The following is a 20815-nucleotide window of genomic DNA, read 5'->3' on the forward strand; positions in this document are numbered from 1 at the left end:
ATTGTAAATTTCAATTTTTTGTTCGTTTGTAAGTTTAGCCATAATAAAAAGTGAACCTCCTAAGTTGTCCAACTTTTTCAGTTCACTTCATCTCTGCTTCTGGTTTTCTATTTTTTATAGATTATAACTAGTTTATTTTTTTGTATTTGTTATAATGTCAATTGTAAGACAAGAGGGGGATTGTATGAAAAAAGGTAAATTATTAAATATTGCTTTATCAATAGCGTTTATTAATATTTTATTTGTATGTTTTTCGATTATAAATGTTAATGCGGAAGAAGATACAGATACATTAAATACAAGTGATGGGTCGACTGTAATGGAATCTGGTTGGACGAATAAAGAGAATCAATGGTATTATTATGATCATGGTGAAAAGAAAACAGGATGGTTACATACGGATTATTGGTACTATTTAGATCAAGATGGAAAAATGGTGACAGGGTTAGCTTCTGTAGGAAATCAACAATATTACTTTAATCAATCAGGGGCCATGCAAACAGGATGGATCCAAGCAGATGGAACATACTATTATGCAAATAATAGTGGATATATTCAAAAAGGTTGGTTGCATAAAGGGCCTTGGTATTATTTAGACCAAGATGGAAAAATGGTCACAGGGTTAGCTTCTGTAGGAAATCAACAATATTATTTTGACCAATCAGGAGCTATGAAAACAGGATGGATCCAAGCAGATGGAACATACTATTATGCAAATAATAGTGGCTATATTCAAACAGGATGGTTGCATAAAGGATCATGGTATTATTTAGACCAAGATGGAAAAATGGTCACAGGATTGGTTTCTGTAGGGGACGAACAATGTTACTTTGATCAATCAGGAGCTATGCAAACAGGATGGATCCAAGCAGATGGAACATATTACTATGCAAATAATAGTGGCTATATTCAAACAGGATGGTTGCATAAAGGATCATGGTATTATTTGGACCAAGATGGAAAAATGGCTACAGGATTGGTTTCTATAGGGGACGAACAATGTTACTTTGATCAATCAGGAGCTATGAAAACAGGATGGATCCAAGCAGATGGAACATATTACTATGCAAATAATAGTGGCTATATTCAAACAGGATGGTTGCATAATGGATCATGGTATTATTTGGACCAAGATGGAAAAATGGTTGTAGGTGATTATTATATCAATGATCAATATTACTATTTTAATTCTAATGGAGATTTGCAATTAGGTTGGTATTATAGAGATAATCAATATTATTATCTTGATTCTAATGCGGTTCTTGTTAAAGGATGGAATAAGATCACTAACAAATGGTATTATTTTAATGATCAAGGAATTATGCAAACGGGTTGGCAATTGATTAATAATCAATGGTTCTATTTAAATGCTTCTGGTGATATGCAAACAGGATGGTTAAAATCAGGTAATAAATGGTATTATTTAAATAAGAGTGGTGTCATGGTTACTGGTTGGGCACAAATTGGATGGAAATGGTATTATTTTAATGAAGATGGTGCAGCTGTTAAAGATGATGTAGTTATTGATGGTAAAACATATACATTTAGAGATGATTATTCATGGATTTCAAATTGTACGAGAAAAGAGTTTGTAGAAAGAGCTAAAAGATATTTGGGATGTAATGAAAAAGATGGATCATTTAAGAAAATTATTGATTCTTATAATAAACTAGATCCATTACCTAGAGGTTATAAAGTAAAATATACAGATTCTTGGTGTATGACTTTTGTTTCAGCTATGGTGAGAGAATGTAATTTACTTGACATTATCCCAGTTGAATGTTCATGTGGTAAAGCAGTTGAAAAAGCTCAAGCAATGGGAATTTGGCAAGAAAATGATGCTTATGTTCCTCAAATTGGTGATATTATTATGTATGATTGGGATGATAATGGAAATGGTGATAATACAGGATGGCCTGATCATGTAGGTATTGTTGCTGAAGTGAATGGAAATACTTTTAAAGTTATTGAAGGAAATAAAAATGATGCTGTTGAATATAGAACAATGACTGTAAATGGTAAATTTATAAGAGGATATATTACACCTAAGTTTTTATCATAGAAGAAGTAGAAATACTTCTTTTTTTCTTTACTTATAGAAAACATATGCTATAATGTTCATATAAATTAATAGGGAGCAAAAAATGAACACTTTTACATATTTAGACTTTGAACTTATAAAACTGCTTTATAAAGAAAATAATCTTTCACAAAGAATGATTTCTAAAAGATTAAATTGTTCTTTAGGTAAAGTAAATGAAACACTAAAAAAACTTAAAGAATTAAATTATCTTAATGAGGATAATTCACTCACAAATTTAGGAATGAATTTAATAAAGAAAGATAAGTCTGCTATTATTTTAGCTGCAGGACAAGGAATTCGAATGATTCCTATTAATAACAATGTTCCTAAAGCCATGCTTGAAATAAATGGAGAAATACTTATTGAACGTATTATTAGACAGCTATTAGAAGCCAATATTCATGATATAACAATAGTTGTTGGTTTTATGAAAGAAGAGTTTGATTATCTTATTGATCAATATCATGTAAAGTTAGTTGTTAATAGAGAATATCAAGAAAAGAACAACTTACATAGTTTAAATATTGTAAAAGATAAAATAAATAATACTTATATTATTCCTGGTGATCTTTATTTCTATGAAAATCCGTTTTTAGATAATGAAATTCAATCATGGTATATGCTTGAAAATAGAATAAGTAAACATAGTAATGTTACATGTAATACTAAAAATGAAATTATTAAAACAAAAAAAGATGGTTTAAAACTGATTGGTTTATCATTTATAAATAATCAAGATGCTTCATATTTAAAAGAACATTTAGAACATTTAGATGATGGAATGCATGATTCATTATTTTGGGAAGAAGCCTTGTATCAAAAAAATAAGATGTTTATTTATGGGAAAATCGTTGATACAAATTATGTTGATGAAATCAATACTTATGAAGAATTAAGAAATGTAGATGATCATTCAACACACTTAAATAATGAGACATTATCTTTAATTGCTGATGTTTTTAAAATCAATGTTGAACAAATAAAAAATATTAAAAGTTTAAAAAAAGGAATGACTAATCGTTCATTTTTATTTGAAATCAATCAAGATAAATATATTATGAGAATTCCTGGGGAAGGAACAGATCAACTTATTAATCGAAAAGAAGAATATGAAGTTTATCAAGTAATAAAAGATTTAAATATCAGTGATGAAGTTATTTATATGAATCCTCAAAATGGTTATAAGATTACAAAGTATTTAAATGATACACGTGTATGTAATCAAGATGATCAAGAAGATCTAAGAAAGTGTATGCAATTATTGAAATATTTTCATCAACAAGATTTAAAGGTTGATCATGAATTTAATGTTTTTGAAAAGATTGATTTTTATGAAAAATTAAGAGGGCCTAAATCCTTATATAAAGATTATGATCAAACAAAAGAAAAAGTCTTCTCTTTAAAGAATATTATTGAAAAGATGCCTAAAGAATGGAGACTATGTCATATAGATGCAAATTGTGATAATTTCCTATTCTATAAAGAAGATGAAGAAGAAAAAATAAAACTTATTGATTGGGAATATGCGGCAATGCAAGATATTCACCTAGATATTGCAATGTTTTGTATCTATTCCATGTATAACAGACAGCAAGTTGATAACTTGATAGACATTTATTTTGAAAATAAATGTGATCAGCAAACAAGAATTAAAATCTATTGTTATATATCAATGTGTGGTCTTTTATGGAGCAACTGGTGTGAATATAAATATACATTAGGTGTTGAATTTGGAAAATATTCATTAGCACAATATCGCTTTGCGAAAGATTACTATAATATTGTTATAGAAGAAATGGAGAATATGAAATAATGAGTCAAGTAGAAAGAGCAATTATCATGGCCGCAGGAAAAGGAACACGTATGAAACCTATTACTAATAAAGTTCCTAAGCCATTAGTTAAAGTCAATGGAAAAGCAATGATAGAAGGGGTTATAGAAAAACTTCATGAACAAGGCATTCAAGAAATCTATGTTGTCGTAGGATACCTTAAGGAACAGTTTAATTACTTAAAAGAAAAATATAATGATGTACATTTAATTGATAATCCCTATTTTGATACATGTAATAATATTTCATCACTCTATGTAGCTCGAGAACATCTTAAAAATGTCATTATTTTAGATGGGGATCAAATTATTAATAACAGTCAAATTCTTGAAAAGAATTTTGACTTTTCTGGATATAACTGTATCTACAAAAAAGAAATCAATAATGAATGGATGTTAAAAATCAAAGAGGGTCTTGTTACATCTTGTTCACGAACAGGTGGAACAGATGGTTGGCAATTGTATAGTGTTTCTCGTTGGAATGAAGAAGATGGGAAACGCTTGAAAAAACATTTGGAAATAGAATTTGAAGAAAAGAAAAATACAGAAATCTATTGGGATGATGTAGCGTTGTTTTGTTATCCAGATGAATATCAATTATCTATTAAAGAAATGCGTGATGGAGATATTTTGGAAATAGATAGTTTAGATGAGTTATGCAGTATAGATCCATCATATTTAAATTATAGGGAGAACTAAAATGGAAAAGAAAACATTAAAAGGAAGATTAGACTATACAGCGATGATCATACCTTTATTAGGGGTCGTCTTATTATGTGTTTTATTTATGATCATGCCAGCTAAATCTTCATATATTATTCAAATGATCAGAGGATTTTTAGGAAATGATTGTGGTATTTATTATGCTATGTTGGGTGTTGGTATTTTTGCTTGTTCTTTATATATTGCTTTTTCTAAATATGGAAAAATCAAGTTAGGGAAAGATACGGATAAACCAATTTATTCATCATTTAATTGGGGAGTAATGATTTTTACTTCTACAATGGCAGCAGATATTTTATTTTATTCATTATGTGAATGGGCATTATATGCTAATGAAAAGTATATTGATCAATTAGGTGGAATACAAAAATGGGCTTCAACATTTCCGTTATTTCATTGGGGACCAATTGCTTGGAGTTTTTATATTATTTTGGCTGTTGCTTTTGGTTTTATGTTACATGTAAGAGGAAGAAATAAACAAAAGTTTTCTGAAGGATGTAGACCATTACTAGGAAATAAAGTGGATGGAGTTGTAGGTAAAATTATTGATTTAATTGCTATATTTGCACTTATTGCAGGAACTGCAACAACCTTTTCACTAGCAACACCATTATTATCAGCAGCTTTAAGTAGAGTATTTGGGTTGCCTAATGGTGTAGGACTTACTATTGCTGTTTTATTATTGATTGCGGCAGTTTATACATTTACTGTAATTACAGGAATGAAAGGTATTTCTAAACTAGCAACATATTGTTCCTATTTATTCTTTGCTTTACTTATTTATTTTTTAATAGGTGGGGGAGAAACCACATATATCTTAGAAACTGGTTTTTCAGCTATTGGTAATATGGTACAAAATTTTATCGGATTATCTACTTGGATGGATCCATTAAGAGAAACATCATTTCCACAAAATTGGACGATTTATTATTGGGCCTATTGGATGGTATGGTGTGTTGCAACTCCTTTCTTTATTGGAAAAATCAGTAAGGGAAGAACAATTAAAAATACGATTCTAGGAGGATATGGATGGGGTCTAGCAGGAACTTTTACTTCATTCATTATTCTTGGAAATTATGGTTTGGCACAACAAATGAAACATGGAATTGATATTTCGGGAATGATTGCTAAAAGTGGAGATTATTCTACAGTTATTTTAAAGATATTTGATACTCTACCACTAGCAAGTCTAGGTTTATTATTATTAGTTATTACTATGATTGCTTTTTATTCAACAACATTTGATGCTTTAACTATGGTTGTTTCATCTTATTCCTATAAAAAATTAGATGTAGATGAAGAACCAGATAAAAAGATTAGAGTTTTCTGGGCAATTATCTTTATCTTATTTCCAATAGCGTTGATTTTTGCTGAAAATTCAATGTATAGTTTACAGTCAGTGGCTATTATCGCTGCTTTTCCAATAGGATTTATTATACTGTTGATTGTCATTAGTTTCTTTAAAGATGCAAATAAATATTTACAAGAAAAGAAAGAAAATAACAGGGATATAGAATAGAAAATTCTATATCCTTTTTGTTGAATTGAAAATGTATATCATTATAATAAAAAATAGTATTTATGAAGATGATTATTTTAGTTGATATTTGTAAGTATATTATTTTATGTGATGTTATCACATTATTAAAAGCAAATAGGATTAGTAAGTTAAAATATTCTATAGATTTAAAATATTGTAGGAGGTTGGAAATGAAAAAAAAGTACATAAGTCTGTTTCTTGTTATATTATTGGGAATGATTTTTAATATCTCTAATATAAAAGCATATGAAGAAACAAATGAAGTTATTGGACAAACAAAATTTGTAGATAAAGATGGAAATATTAATACTGTAGATGTTTATGATGGAACAACGAATGAAGAGTATAATCCTTATGCACGAACAGTTTCTACAGCGAATATGGTTAATTTTAATTGTTCTAAAGCAAAGACAACGACAAATTTTACAGATTATTATACAGGACAAGAGGGATATTTATCTAAATCAAATGCAGCGGATGCAGCTTTTTTAGGGTATGAAAATGGAAAAGTGAAGTTTATGATTTCAGGAATTGTTGGTTTAGTAGATCCTCAATATGTTGAAGTTCTTAGCCAAGGGACTTATTATGCAAGTAACTATGAAGTTAATTCATCAGGTGATTTGTATCATTATATTTCTAATAATGTTAATGCGACAGGAAATCAAGGGAATAAGAATTATATAGGGACAGGGCCTAGTTATTTAACAAAGAATAAAGAGTATTATAGCTATGATGGACATTATTTTTATGATAACTATAATACAATGATTACAGATTATAAAAATAATGTTAGAAATAATGCTGTTAATCCTAATAATCCTTATTATAGTTATTTTCAATACTTACCAATGAGAAGTCAAACGACTTATACTGGTTCACAAATATCAAATTATTTAAATAATAAAGCAGGAAGTACTTCTAAATTATATAATACAGGTGATATTTTTATTAAGTATCAAAATAAATATGGGGTCAATGCTTTAATGGCAGCAAGTTTTGCTGCCTTAGAATCTGGATGGGGAAAAAGCAATATTGCATTAAATAAAAATAACTTATTTGGATTAAATGCTACAGATAATAATCCAGGTGGAAATGCAGATACCTTTAGTACAGTAGATGATTGTATTATGAATTTTACATCGAGTTGGATGTCTAAAAGATATTTAAATCCTACATATACTTCTTTATTTAGAGGAGGTTATTTTGGAGACAAGGGAAGTGGAATATTTGGAAAATATTCTTCAGATCCCTATGAAGGAGAAAAATGTGCAAGCATTGCTAAAAATATGGATGCTAGTATCTCTTCTAAAGATAATGATTATTATACTTTAGGAATCAAAGATATTTATTTAACAACACATACTGCCCTTAATGTAAGAAGTAGTTCAAATACAAATTCTAGTGTTTTATATACAACGATAAAAAATCCAGCTTATTCATTTATTATAAAAGATGCCTCTGCAATTAATGATTTTTATAAGATACAAAGTGAAGTTGCTAGTAGTGATGGAACTTATAGCTTTGATAATACAGGATATGTAAGTAATCAATATGTTACTTTATTAAATAATACTTCTCATCCACAAGGATGGAAAAAAGAAAATAATTATTGGTATTATTATTTTTCAAATGGGTCAAAAGCAACTGGTTTACAAACTATAGAAAATAATCTCTATTATTTTAATACAAGTGGACAAATGCAAACGGGTTGGCAAGAAGTTAATAATAAATGGTACTACTTTGATGAATTGGGTTATGGTCAAAAAGATTGGAAATTAATAGGAAATAATTGGTTTTATTTTAATAGCAGCTATCAAATGCAAACCGGTTGGCAAGAAATAAATGAAAAATGGTATTATTTAAGTACTGGTGTTATGAACATCTATGGAAAAACTTATTATGAAGGCTATATGGTTACTGGTTGGTTACCACTAGGTAATGATTGGTATTATTTAAATAGTGATGGATCAATGGTAACAGGATTACAAACTGTAGGAAATAATTTCTATTATTTTAATGCAAGTGGAAAGATGCAAACCGGTTGGCAAGGAATCAATAACAAATGGTATTATTTTGATAATGGTGGTTATGGACAAAAAAGTTGGCAAATGATTGCAGGAAATACGTATTACTTTTTAGATAATTATCAAATGGCAACAGGATTTCAAGAAATCTCTGGAAATACTTATTTCTTTAGTACAGGTGTTATGAACATCTATGGAAAAACTTATTATGAAGGCTATATGGTTACTGGTTGGTTAACTTTAGGTAGTGATTGGTATTATTTTGATAGTACAGGTAAAAGACTTACAGGATTACAAAAAGTAGGAAACAATTTGTTTTATTTTAATGATAGTGGTAAAATGCAAACAGGTTGGCAAAAAGTCAGCAATAAATGGTACTATTTTGATGATTCAGGCTATGGACAAAGTGGCTGGAAGAAACTAGGGAATACATGGTTTTATTTTAATAGCCAATATCAAATGTTAACAGGTTGGCAAAGAATTAATGGTAAGTGGTACTATTTAAGTACAGGTGTTATGGAAATATATGGGAAAACTTATTATGAAGGTTATATGGTTACTGGATGGCTTCAATTAGAGAATAAGTGGTATTATTTAAAAAGTGATGGTTCGATGGTAACAGGTTATTATAAAGTTGGAAATAAGACATATTATTTTAATAGCAGTGGTGTTATGCAGTAATAATATTTTTAGGGGGAGGAAAGATTTTGAAAAAGTTTTTTGGTTATTTGTTTTTGGTTTTTGGAATGGCTTTTGCATTGAGTTATTTTCAAAATAGTTCTGTAAATGCATTAGATGGAAGTTATGATGATGCAATTATGGGACAAAGTAGTCATATTGATCAAGATGAAAATAAAATAGAAGATGCAAAGGAAGAAAATTCTTATAGTTTACGAACTATGATTCAAAATGGTTGGTTTTATCAAGGAAATAAAAAATGTTTTCGTGATAATGATGGTCATGTTATTGGTGAAAATGTTAAAAAGGTTATTGATGTTTCACAATACAATGGTCATATTGATTGGAGTAAAGTAAGTAAAACAGATGTAGATGGTGTTATTATTAGAATTGTTTCTCATAAGGGTGGATATTATCATATTGATAAACAATTTGAAAATAATTTAAATGGTTGTAGAAAATATAATATTCCTTTTGGAATCTATATTTATGATTATTCAAATAATGTAACAGATGCTGATAATGAAGCAAAAATGATTTTAAATTATTTATCAATATATAAAATTTCACCTTCAGAACTTTCATATCCTGTTTATTTAGATATGGAAAGACCTGAATTATCAACAACAACGAATGAATTAGTTGTTGATGCATTTGTTAATAAATTAGCAAATAGTAATTATAATACGAAGGTTTATAGCTATCGTTCACTTTTACAAACAAAATTAAATAGTCCAACTATTTATCAACATGTAGATTGGGTAGCTGCTTATACATCATCATTAGGATTTAGTAATAATTGGTATAGAGGTCCTAAAGGATGGCAATATAGCAATGGAGCATTTGTTGATGGTATTAGTGGTTATGTAGATATGAGTGTTTGGTATGATCAAGGTGTTTCTAAATATGATTATGTAGGATGGAAATATTATTATGATCATTGGTATTATGGAAGTAGTAAAAATATTCTACAAATCGGTTGGGAAAAGATTAATGGAAAATGGTATTATTTTAATACTAATGGAATTATGGCCACTGGTTGGATCAGTTTAAATGGTGAATGGTATTATTTAACAAGTAATGGTGATATGGTTACTGGTGCACAAACTATAAACAATAAAGAATACTATTTTACTAGTGAAGGTGTAATGGTCAGAGGATGGCATAAGGAAAATGATAAATGGAAATATTATAGTCCTAAGAAAATGTCAATCTATGGAAGAACATTTGTAGAAGGTGAAAAGGTAACAGGTTGGTTACCAATAAATGATAAATGGTATTATATAGCTGAAGATGGTTATATGGTTACTGGTATTTATAAAGTTGGAAATAGAAAATATCTTTTTATGGAAGATGGTTCTATGAAAACTGGATGGTTTAAAGTAGATGATACTTGGTATTATATTTCTTCTGATGGTGAATTAAGAGCACAATGGGTCAAATCATTAAGTAATTGGTATTATGTAAATGATGAAGGATTGATTCTTACAGGAGATCAAGTTATTAATGGAAGACAATATTATTTCAATGAAGATGGTATTATGTACACAGGATGGATGCAAGTAGGAAATCAATGGAAATATTATAGTCAAGGAACATTAAAAATCTATGGAAAAACATTTGTAGATGGTGAAAAGGTAACAGGATGGTTACCATTAGGGAATAGATGGTACTATATAGCAAATGATGATTATATGGTTACTGGATATTATAAAGTAGGAAATAGTACTTATTATTTTGATGAAAGTGGATTAATGAAAACAGGATGGTTTAAAATCAATGGTGAAGATTATTATGCAGCTTCATCTGGAGCTATTCAAGCACAATGGGTCAAATCATTAAGTAATTGGTATTATGTAGATGTTGATGGAAAAATGGTTACTGGTTATCAAACAATTAATGGTGCGAAGTATTATTTTGCAAGTAGTGGATTAATGCAAAAAGATTGGTTTAAAATCAATGGTGAAGACTATTATGCAGCTTCATCTGGAGCTATTCAAGCACAATGGGTCAAATCATTAAGTAATTGGTATTATGTAGATGTTGATGGAAAAATGGTTACTGGTTATCAAACAATTAATGGTGCGAAGTATTATTTTGCAAGTAGTGGATTAATGCAAAAAGATTGGTTTAAGATCAATGGTGAAGACTATTATGCAGCTTCATCAGGAACTATCCAAGCACAATGGGTCAAATCAGGAAGAAACTGGTATTATGTAGATACTGATGGAAAGATGGTTACTGGAGATTATATAATTGATGGAACGGTCAATCGTTTTGATAACCAAGGTCTTTGGATGAATTAAATAAATTAAAAACCGATCTTACTCATTGTTTTGAGTAAAAATCGGTTTTTGTTTGGAAGGGAATATATATGAAAGAGAAAACGAAAAGAAATTCGTCTATTGAATTATTAAGAATTATTTCAATGATTGGTGTCGTTATTTTACATTATAATAATGCAAGTATGGGTGGTGCATTAGGAATGGTTTTAGATGGCAGTCCTAATCAATATTATTTATATTTAATAGAAAGTTTATTTGTTTGTGCAGTTAATGTTTTTGTAATGATTTCAGCGTATTTTCTAGCTTGTAATCAAAATAGAAAATTAATTAAGATACTAGAATTATTTGTACAAGTTATCGTATTTAATTTAGTTTTTTATGTTTTTGGAGTATTAAGAGGTCATAAAGTATTTACAGTAAGTTCATTGATTAGTAGTTTATTACCCGCTAATTACTTTTTAATACCTTATTCTGTATTATATATTATTAGTCCATATCTTAATTTAATTATTAAACAACTTAATAAAGAACAATTTAAACGCTTATTAATTATACTCATGCTTATTTTTTCAGTTTGGACAATTGTTATAGATGTTGCTGAAAATGTAACAGGAAATACATATTTAGGATTAAGTACTATTGGAATGTATGGAAGTCAATATGGTTATACAATTATTAACTTTGTTTTGGTATATTTTGTAGGAGCATATCTTCGTGTAAATAAAATAACATTATCTAAGAAAAAAGCAGGTATGTGGATTATAAGATGTTTAGCATTTTTATATGCTTTTTCAATGATGGAACATGTTTTACATTTACAATATACAGCAACATGGTATTATAATAATCCAATTATTATCTTAATGTCTGCTTATATTCTTTTATTCTTTATGGATATTCATTTTGAAAGTAAAATAATCAATGAATTAGCTAAAGCTGCTTTTACATGTTTTTTATTTCATGAATTCTTATTAAGACATATTAGAATTGAACAATTTGTTAATAGAGGTATTTTGATTTTAATTGTACATCAATTAGGATCAGCATTAATTATTTATCTTATTTCATACATTGTTTATAAAATATATCATTTATGTTCACATTGGTTCTTTAAACTTATTGAACCTTACATTAATAAAATCAATATTTCAGTTGAAAAGAGGTAACTGTGTTACCTCTTTTGCTTTTTAGAATGAAAAAATGTCGTTTGGTTTTAGATAAGGAGTATTGCATTCAGTTATGATATAATAAGTCTATGAAATATTTATGGGGAGGATAAAACATGAGTAGGAATTTTAAAAAGATTGCTGTAGCATCAGCTCTTGTTGCAGCAACAACATTACCAACTACGATGGTTAGTGCATTAGAAACAAATGTGAAAAATGATTCTAATACACCTGTCACTTTAAGTAGTGAAAGACGTGGCTGGTATGAAGAGTATGGATACAAATATTATTATGATGATAATGGTGAATTACTAAAAGGGCTTCAAGAAATTGATGGGAATACGTATTATTTTTATAGCTATGATGGTCATATGGCATATTCTTCTTGGTATGATGAAGATACAATTACAGATAATGGGTTGATTGTCACTGTTGATAAAAGTGGTATTGTAACGAATCATGCAAATATTGTTGCTGGAGATTGGACACATTATGGGGATAGATGGTATTACTATGATGCTGATATGAATCCTTATATAGGAGTTAAAACAATTAATGGTATTAAATATTATTTTGAATGGGAAGGTAGATTAGCAACACGTACTTATGAAGGAATATGGGTAATTACATTTAATAGGCAACTTATTGCTTATAATCAAAATGGTGTTGTTACTGATCAACAAGATATTGTAGGAAATAAATGGATTAAAGTTAATAATAAATGGTATTATTTTGATAAAAATTTAAATCCATATCAAGGAGTTCAAAAAGTTGATGGTGTGGAATACTTCTTTTGGAGTGATGGACAATTAGCAACATATGATTATGATGGTATTTCTACAGCAACTTCTAATAATTATTTAGTTAGTTATAATAAAAATGGTATTGTTATAGAAAAAGTAAAAATTGAAGGAAATAAATGGATCAAGTTTAATAATAATTGGTATTACTATGATCAAGATTTATATCCATATCAAGGAATTCATACAATTGGAGATGCAACTTATTATTTTTTGAGTAATGGACAACTTGCAACTTCAGGTTTTGAAGGAAATATTACAACAGTTAGAGAAGGAAATAAATATTATGCCTATGATTATACTGGAAAAGTTGTAGAACAAGTAGATATTGTAGGAAATAAATGGATTGAATTTAATGGTGGAAAATATTATTTTGATTCTGAATTAACTCCATATTCAGGAATTCAAACAATTGATGGTGTAGAATATTACTTTAATTATGGGCAATTAGCTGAATATTTGGATGAAGTTGTTACATCAGGAGATACACTTGCTTATGTAAGAGATGGAAAAGTTATTGAAAAAGCTAAATTTAAAGATAATGAATTGATTTATTTAAATGGTAATTGTTATTACTATTATTTAAATGATGCAGGTTATTATTATCCATATGATGGAGAATATACTGTAGATGGAAAATCTTTGTATTTTATTTATGGTATGCTTCAAACAAGTGACAGTGATGAAATATTAACTGATTATCGAAATGATTATCTTTATGCTTATAATAATAAAGGTGAAATTGTAGATAAGGTTAAGAGAGTAGCTGGATGGAATGAAATTGGAAATGATTGGTACTATGTTTCAAGTGAAATGAATTTTGTAGATGGTATTTATACTGTTAATGGAAAAGAATATTATTTTGAAAATGGTAGATTAATAAAATCTTCTAATGGAATATCTGTTGTTTCATCATATAGAGATGAAAATGATAAAATAGTAACTTATGTCATTGCATATAATAGCGAAGGTGTTGTTGTTGAAAAGAAAAAAGCAGTAGCTAATACATGGATTCAACTTAGAGGAAAATGGTATTACTATGATAAAAACTTGAATGAAGTAGAAGGTATAGAAACTATAAATGGTGTTAAATATATTTTCTCATGGGGAGAATTATTAACAGCATCTGGAAATAATATAGAAGTTACAACTGCTTATGAAAAAGGGAAAATGCTTTTAGTTGCCTATGATAAAAATGGTATCGTTAAAGAAACTACAGTATTAACATCAAGAAAACTTACAGAATTTATAGGTAATAAATATTTATATGACAGATATTATGAACCATGTACAGGATGGCAAGAAGTAGATGGAACTAAATATCATTTTGATGCTGATGGTAAAATGACAACTGGATGGTTAGAAGAAGAAAAAACTTGGTATTATTTAGATAAAGATGGTCAAAAAACAACTGGTTGGTTAACATTAAGTGGTAAAAAATATTACTTTGATAAAGAAGGAAAAATGGTTACAGGAACTGTAAACGTTGATGGAAAAGATTATACATTTAATGAAAATGGTGAATTAAATGTAGAAACTCCTGAAGTAAAATCAGGATGGGTACAATCAGGTAATAAATGGTATTACTATGACAATAACCAAAAAGTAACGGGATATCAAACAATCGAAGGAAAGAAATATTACTTCGATGCTAACGGAGTAATGCAAACAGGATGGTTCAAGATTGACAATGCTGATTACTATGCAACATCTAGTGGAGCTATCAATGCACAATGGGTAGGATCAGGAAATAACTGGTACTATGTAGACGCTGATGGAAAGATGGTAACTGGATTCCAAACAATTGCAGGAGCTAAATATTACTTTGCAAGTAGTGGATTAATGCAAACAGGATGGTTCAAGATTGACAATACTGATTACTATGCAGCATCTAGTGGAGCTATCAATGCACAATGGGTAGGATCAGGAAATAACTGGTACTATGTAGATGCAGATGGAAAAATGGTAACAGGATTCCAAACAATTGCAGGAGCTAAATACTACTTTGCAAGTAGTGGATTAATGCAAAAAGGATGGTTCAAGATCAATGGAGCAGATTACTATGCAACATCTAGTGGAGCTATCGAAGCACAATGGGTAGGATCAGGAAATACTTGGTACTATGTAGACGCAGATGGAAAAATGGTAACAGGATATCAAACAGTTGCAGGAGCTAAATACTACTTTGCAGAAAGCGGATTAATGCAAACAGGATGGTTCAAAATCAATGGTGAAGATTACTATGCAGCTTCAAGTGGTGTAATTAGTGCCCAATGGGTAAAATCAGGAAATAACTGGTATTATGTAGACGCTAATGGAAAGATGGTCACAGGAGATTATAAAATCAATGGAGTAGTTAATCGTTTTGATATTAATGGTGTTTGGCTTAGATAATTAAAATTATGTACAAAAATGGGATGAATACATCCCGTTTTTGTGTATATTTTGTTTGAAATATATAATTTTATTGGTATAATCAGTAAGAATAGTATTAGAGAAAGAGGGAAAGTATGAAAACTTTAGTTATAATTCCAGCATATAATGAAGAAGAAAGCATTTTAAGAGTTGTTAGAAATCTTGAAAATGCAGATATTGATTGTGATTATATTGTAATCAATGATTGTTCTAAAGATAGTACTGGAAAAATTTTAGATGACAATAATATTAATCATGTTGATTTACCTGTTAACTTAGGCTTAACTGGTGCAGTACAAACAGGTTATAAATATGCTTATTATAATAATTATGACGCAGCTATCCAATTTGATGGTGATGGGCAACATTTACCAGAATATATACCTAGTTTAGTAAAAGAAATAGAAAATGGATATGATATTGTTATTGGATCAAGATTTGTGGATGAAAAGAAGCATTTTAGCATGAGAATGTTAGGTAGTAGAATTATTACTGCAATGATTAAACTAACAACAGGTGCCACTATTAATGATCCTACAAGTGGAATGAGAATCATTAATAAAGAATTAATTAAAGATTATGCTTTTGAATTAAATAGAAAACCAGAACCTGATACACTTGCATTTCAAATAAAAAAAGGTTATAAAGCAAAAGAAGTACAAGTTAAAATGGAAGATAGACTTGCTGGTACAAGTATTTATACAGGGATAGGAAGTTCTATTCAATATATGTTAAAAGTATTAATAACAATTATATTCTTTAATTAGGAGGTAACGTATGAGTTTAACATTACAAATATTATTAATTATATTCACTGTTTTATTCTTTATTATTTTAGTAAAGAATGTTAAAAAAGGTAAATTAAGAACTGATTATGCTTTAGCATGGATTCTTTGTTCGATAGCATTAATTATTTTAAGTATTTTTCCACAAATTGCTTTTTTTGTAGCTAGACTTATAGGTGTCATTTCAACAGCAAATATAGTTTTTGCAGCTATTATTTTTATGCTTATTATTTTAGTATATGTTTTATTTAATAAAGTATCTATGCTAGAAGAAAAGCAAAAAAACTTAATTCAAGAAATTGCTATTTTGAAAAAGAAAAATGATTTAAAATAAATAATATTTATTAAATACATTACGATTTAATCGTAATGTATTTAATTGTTTAAGTTTAATAATAAGGGAGGAAATATATGAATCATCTTTTAACCTTTATATTTTTAATTTTTATTTTTTATTTTTATTGGTTAATAGGAGAGTTTGTAGCTGATTGTTTTGCTATAAAAATAAAAAATTCAACAGCATATGTTATATATGGATTTATATCTGTATTTTTTATTTCTTTTATCATAGGTTTTCCGTGTCAATTATTTCAATTGAGTTGGAATGTTTATTTTATTTTATTTTGTGTTCTTTTCTTTTCTTTTTTTGTATTTTTATTATGGAGAAAATATAAAAATATTTCTACCTTTGTAAATGAATTTAAAAGTAGCTTAAAAAAGGAAAACATAATAGATCATGTAAAAAATAATTGGGTTATATATTTTTTTGTTTTTTTATTCACTTTATTTTCAGTATCAAATGTAATGGCTTTATATGAGTTTGATTACGATGATGCTTATTATATAGCGAAAGTAGTTAATTCTATAGGAACACCATCTTTAATGAATGAAAGCTTTTATACAGGATGGCTTACAACATCTGTAGATTATGCACGAATGGTGAATACATATGAGATTACTTATGGTGCTTTCGCAAGTATTTTTCATATTAATCCTGTTTATTTTTGCAAAGTTTTCATGGTTATTCATAACTATACAATGTTTGCATTAGCAATTAAACAATTGGCTAGTTTTGTTACTAAAAGAAAAGCACAATATGCACTTATTCCATTCTTTTTATTTTTAATAGGCCATGGATATTTGATGGAAAATAATGGTTCTTTTTTAATAATAAGATCATTTGACTTATGGCAATTTCAAAATGCCATATGGTATGGTGGTTCAGTAGTAAGAGTACTTTCTGTACCTATCATGTGTATTGTTTGTATACCTTTGATTGAAAATAAAATGACAATTAAAAATATTATTTTTGCTGGTATCACGAGTTGTTCAATGATGTCCTTTTCGACAGTCTTTTTACCTGTTTTTATTGTTATGTTCTTTGTTTTATTTATACTTAAATTTGCTTATAATACATGTATTTCAATAAAGGAAAAAAATACTAAATGGATCATTATTAATTTATGCTGTTTCTTATTTGTTTTAGTATTATTGATTTTAACAAATAAATTGGACCATACTCCTTTATTATCTTTAGCAGATTTTGAATCTTTTAGTAATCAATTATCGCCATTTTATGGATATTATGTTTCTACTGATACAATTATGCAATATAGTACATGTATTGCAGCTATTGCTTTAGCTTTGGTGATTAATTCAAAATATGGAAAATATCTGGCTATTATTACATTAATGCTTATTATTATTGTAGCTAAGAATAAGTTTAATGAACTACTATGTCTATCATCGTTTAATTATTTCTTTGTTATATTAAGATTTTATTCAGCAATTCAATTTATGGTTGTTTTCTTGATAGGGTTATCTATTGCTAAAATACTTGATATTATTTCTTTAAAAACAATATCTGTTTCAGTAGCAACATTAGCGATTACTTCATCTCTCATATTTGTTTATCAAAATTATAATCAAATTAAATCGTATACATTTTTAGGTTGTGGAATTAATCAATATGGTTATGATTTTACACAAATATTTAAATGCGATAATATGATGCTTGATATATTTAATGATGTAGGAGAACATTTTGACAGTTTGCCTTATGGAAATTATACATTATTGGCTCCTCCAGGATTTACTTATCATGGAAAAGTGACTTATCATCAAGGATTCTATATGTCAAGTAATCGAATTCAAATTGTAAAAGAAGGTTCTCTTTACGAAGATGAATTGCAATTTTATCATGCTATTTATGATTATTGGAGTGAAAAAGCATCTTTTGATCAAACGAAGTTTGCATTTGATTATTATAGAGAATCATATTTCTTAACATTTTCTAAAAAACAAGCTGATGAGCTTATGAGTCATGGATATCAATTAGAATATACAAATAATGAGTGTTATGTTATTAGATTATAGAAGCTATATTTATTTAGCTTCTATTTTTATTTTAAAATTCTAAAATATAAAGCAAAGATATGGTAGAATATACAGTGTGAAATATGAAGTGTTGGACAAATAGGTATGTATGTGGTATATATTTATAAGGTTTAATAACGAAATTATTAAGAATATAAGAGAAAAAATAGAAGATTTAGCGGAGGTCTTATGAATAAAGAAAATGCTATTGAAGTAAGAAATATGACAAAGTATTTTAAAGTTGAATATGATAAGGCGCATACTTTAAAAGAAAGATTGTTATCTTTTGGAAAAAGCAATAGAGAAGTTCATACGGTATTGAAGAATATAAATTTAGATATTAAAAAAGGTGAAACTGTTTGTTTGATTGGAACAAATGGGAGTGGTAAATCAACTTTATTGAAGTTGATGACTAAGATTATTTATCCTAATGAAGGGACAATTGAAACACATGGTAAGTTGACTTCGTTACTTGAATTGGGTGCAGGTTTCCATCAAGATTTTACAGGAAGAGAAAATATTTATTTTAATGCTGCTGTTTTTGGTTTAACAAAAGCTGAAATTGAAAAAAGAGTAGATGATATCATTGAATTTTCAGAACTAGGAGAATTTATTGATAATCCAGTTAGAACTTATTCTTCTGGGATGTATATGCGACTTGCTTTTTCAATTGCTATTAATGTAGATGCAGAAATTTTATTAATTGATGAAATTTTAGCAGTTGGAGATCAACATTTCCAAGATAAATGTTTTGATAAATTAAAAGAATTAAGAGATAGTGATAAAACAATTGTTATTGTTTCACATAGTTTAGATACAGTTAAAGATTTATGTACACGTGCTGTTTGGATCTATAAAGGTGAATTTAAATTAGATGGTGATCCAACTTATGTTATTGATGAATATTTAAAACAAGTTAAATTAGATCATAAAGAAGAAGCTAAGAAAAAATATCAAAAACCATTAGATACTTACCATGGTATTGTTGTTGTTGATATTCCTCAATCATTTGCGGAAGTTAAAAAAGATACAGCTCAATTTACAATTTCTGGATGGTCATTGAGTGATTGTTTAAATGATCGTTTAAAAGTAACTTTTGATGATCAAGAGGTTACTGAAATGAGAAAAATAAATAGAAGTGATGTTTTAATGGCTTATCAAGAAAAATATGGTGGTTATGGAACAAATGATGATGAATGTGGATTTGATTATTTTGTAGATGTAAGTCAAATGGAATTAGGAGAACATTCTATTCTTGTTCAATTATTAGATGAAAAAGATAAAGTTATATCTGAAAAAGATTTAAAGATTAATATCATATAGGAGAAAAAGAAAATGAAATTATTTAAAAACTTATATGACTATCGTGAATTATTAAAAACAAATGTAAAAAAAGATATTAGAGGTAAATATAAAGGTTCATTTTTAGGAGTATTATGGTCATTCTTAAATCCATTATTAATGGTTGCCGTTTATGCCATTGTATTTCCTTATATCATGAGAATCAAAACAGATAATTATCTTCAATATTTAATTTGTGGGGTTATTCCATGGAACTTCTTTACGACAGTTATGGGACTTGGAATGGGAAGTATTAAAAATAATGCAGGTGTTATTAAAAAAGTATATTTTCCTAGAGAAATTTTACCAATATCAGCCACATTAAGTGGACTTGTTAACTTTTTTATCGCTTGTTTGATTATTATTCTTTTCTGTGTTTTTGGTGGACTTGGATTAAGTTGGCATATTTTATTAGTACCATTTATTGCGTTGATTCAATTTGTAATTACAGCAGGAATGGTTCTTGGTTTAAGTGCAATCAATGTTTATATTCAAGATACAGAATATATTATTCAATTTGTTATTAATATGTTATTTTATGGAACACCTATTTTATATCCGGCAGAATTATTTCCAGAAGCTATTCGTTGGGTACTTTATTTAAATCCTTTTACACATATCGTAAGTGCCTACCGTGATTTCTTTATGTATCATACGTTACCAGCAATGTCTAGTGTGCTTTATATGGTTGTAATGGCTATTATTTGTTTTGTATTAGGAATGTTTATCTTTAGAAAATTAGAAAAAGGATTTGCTGAAGAAATATAAG

The 20815-nt window shown here is 28.0% G+C and carries 13 protein-coding genes; all 13 read left to right on the forward strand.

The features are described from left to right. The first annotated feature begins 184 nt into the window (after positions 1 to 184). The 13 genes from OCV55_RS09235 (at position 185) to OCV55_RS09295 (ending at position 20814) form a co-directional block, all read left to right on the forward strand. Positions 185 to 2062, forward strand: a complete 1878-nt coding sequence (locus OCV55_RS09235) for a hypothetical protein (protein ID WP_267309888.1) — start codon at positions 185 to 187, stop codon at positions 2060 to 2062. An 82-nt stretch (positions 2063 to 2144) separates the two neighbouring features. Next, on the forward strand, positions 2145 to 3896 hold the full coding sequence (locus OCV55_RS09240; RefSeq protein ID WP_147580431.1) for an NTP transferase domain-containing protein: 1752 nt from the start codon (positions 2145 to 2147) through the stop codon (positions 3894 to 3896). After that, the gene (locus OCV55_RS09245; RefSeq protein WP_147580432.1) at positions 3896 to 4612 is read left to right on the forward strand and encodes an NTP transferase domain-containing protein; all 717 of its coding nucleotides are present in this window, start codon (positions 3896 to 3898) and stop codon (positions 4610 to 4612) included. The genes OCV55_RS09240 and OCV55_RS09245 overlap by 1 nt, the downstream gene beginning before the upstream one ends. A 1-nt stretch (position 4613) precedes the next feature. Next, the gene (locus OCV55_RS09250) at positions 4614 to 6155 is read left to right on the forward strand and encodes a BCCT family transporter (protein ID WP_147580433.1); all 1542 of its coding nucleotides are present in this window, start codon (positions 4614 to 4616) and stop codon (positions 6153 to 6155) included. 191 nt (positions 6156 to 6346) lie between these two features. Then, entirely contained in the window at positions 6347 to 8881 is a 2535-nt protein-coding gene (locus OCV55_RS09255; protein WP_267309889.1) for a glucosaminidase domain-containing protein, read from the forward strand. 26 nt (positions 8882 to 8907) lie between these two features. Further along, positions 8908 to 11184 (forward strand): GH25 family lysozyme, encoded by a 2277-nt coding sequence (locus tag OCV55_RS09260; protein ID WP_147580435.1) that lies wholly within the window; start codon positions 8908 to 8910, stop codon positions 11182 to 11184. Between the two features lie 68 nt (positions 11185 to 11252). Next, positions 11253 to 12329, forward strand: coding sequence for an acyltransferase (locus OCV55_RS09265; RefSeq protein ID WP_147580436.1), 1077 nt, complete (start codon positions 11253 to 11255; stop codon positions 12327 to 12329). Positions 12330 to 12445: 116 nt separating this feature from the next. Next, positions 12446 to 15523 (forward strand): hypothetical protein, encoded by a 3078-nt coding sequence (locus OCV55_RS09270; protein ID WP_147580437.1) that lies wholly within the window; start codon positions 12446 to 12448, stop codon positions 15521 to 15523. Positions 15524 to 15639: 116 nt separating this feature from the next. Further along, complete coding sequence (locus OCV55_RS09275; RefSeq protein ID WP_119364116.1) at positions 15640 to 16311, forward strand: glycosyltransferase family 2 protein; 672 nt, start codon at positions 15640 to 15642, stop codon at positions 16309 to 16311. A 10-nt stretch (positions 16312 to 16321) separates the two neighbouring features. After that, the gene (locus OCV55_RS09280) at positions 16322 to 16663 is read left to right on the forward strand and encodes a DUF2304 domain-containing protein (RefSeq protein WP_119364115.1); all 342 of its coding nucleotides are present in this window, start codon (positions 16322 to 16324) and stop codon (positions 16661 to 16663) included. A 77-nt stretch (positions 16664 to 16740) separates the two neighbouring features. After that, a complete protein-coding gene (locus OCV55_RS09285; RefSeq protein ID WP_267309890.1) occupies positions 16741 to 18705 on the forward strand; it encodes a DUF6077 domain-containing protein in 1965 nt (654 codons plus the stop codon). Between the two features lie 189 nt (positions 18706 to 18894). After that, the gene (locus OCV55_RS09290; RefSeq protein WP_117852108.1) at positions 18895 to 20028 is read left to right on the forward strand and encodes an ABC transporter ATP-binding protein; all 1134 of its coding nucleotides are present in this window, start codon (positions 18895 to 18897) and stop codon (positions 20026 to 20028) included. A 12-nt stretch (positions 20029 to 20040) separates the two neighbouring features. Beyond that, a complete protein-coding gene (locus tag OCV55_RS09295; RefSeq protein ID WP_022001916.1) occupies positions 20041 to 20814 on the forward strand; it encodes an ABC transporter permease in 774 nt (257 codons plus the stop codon). Position 20815 lies beyond the last annotated feature (1 nt).

This window comes from [Clostridium] ammoniilyticum, assembly GCF_025566905.1.
In the GTDB taxonomy this organism is placed as follows: Bacteria; Bacillota_I; Bacilli_A; order Erysipelotrichales; family Coprobacillaceae; genus Faecalibacillus; species Faecalibacillus intestinalis.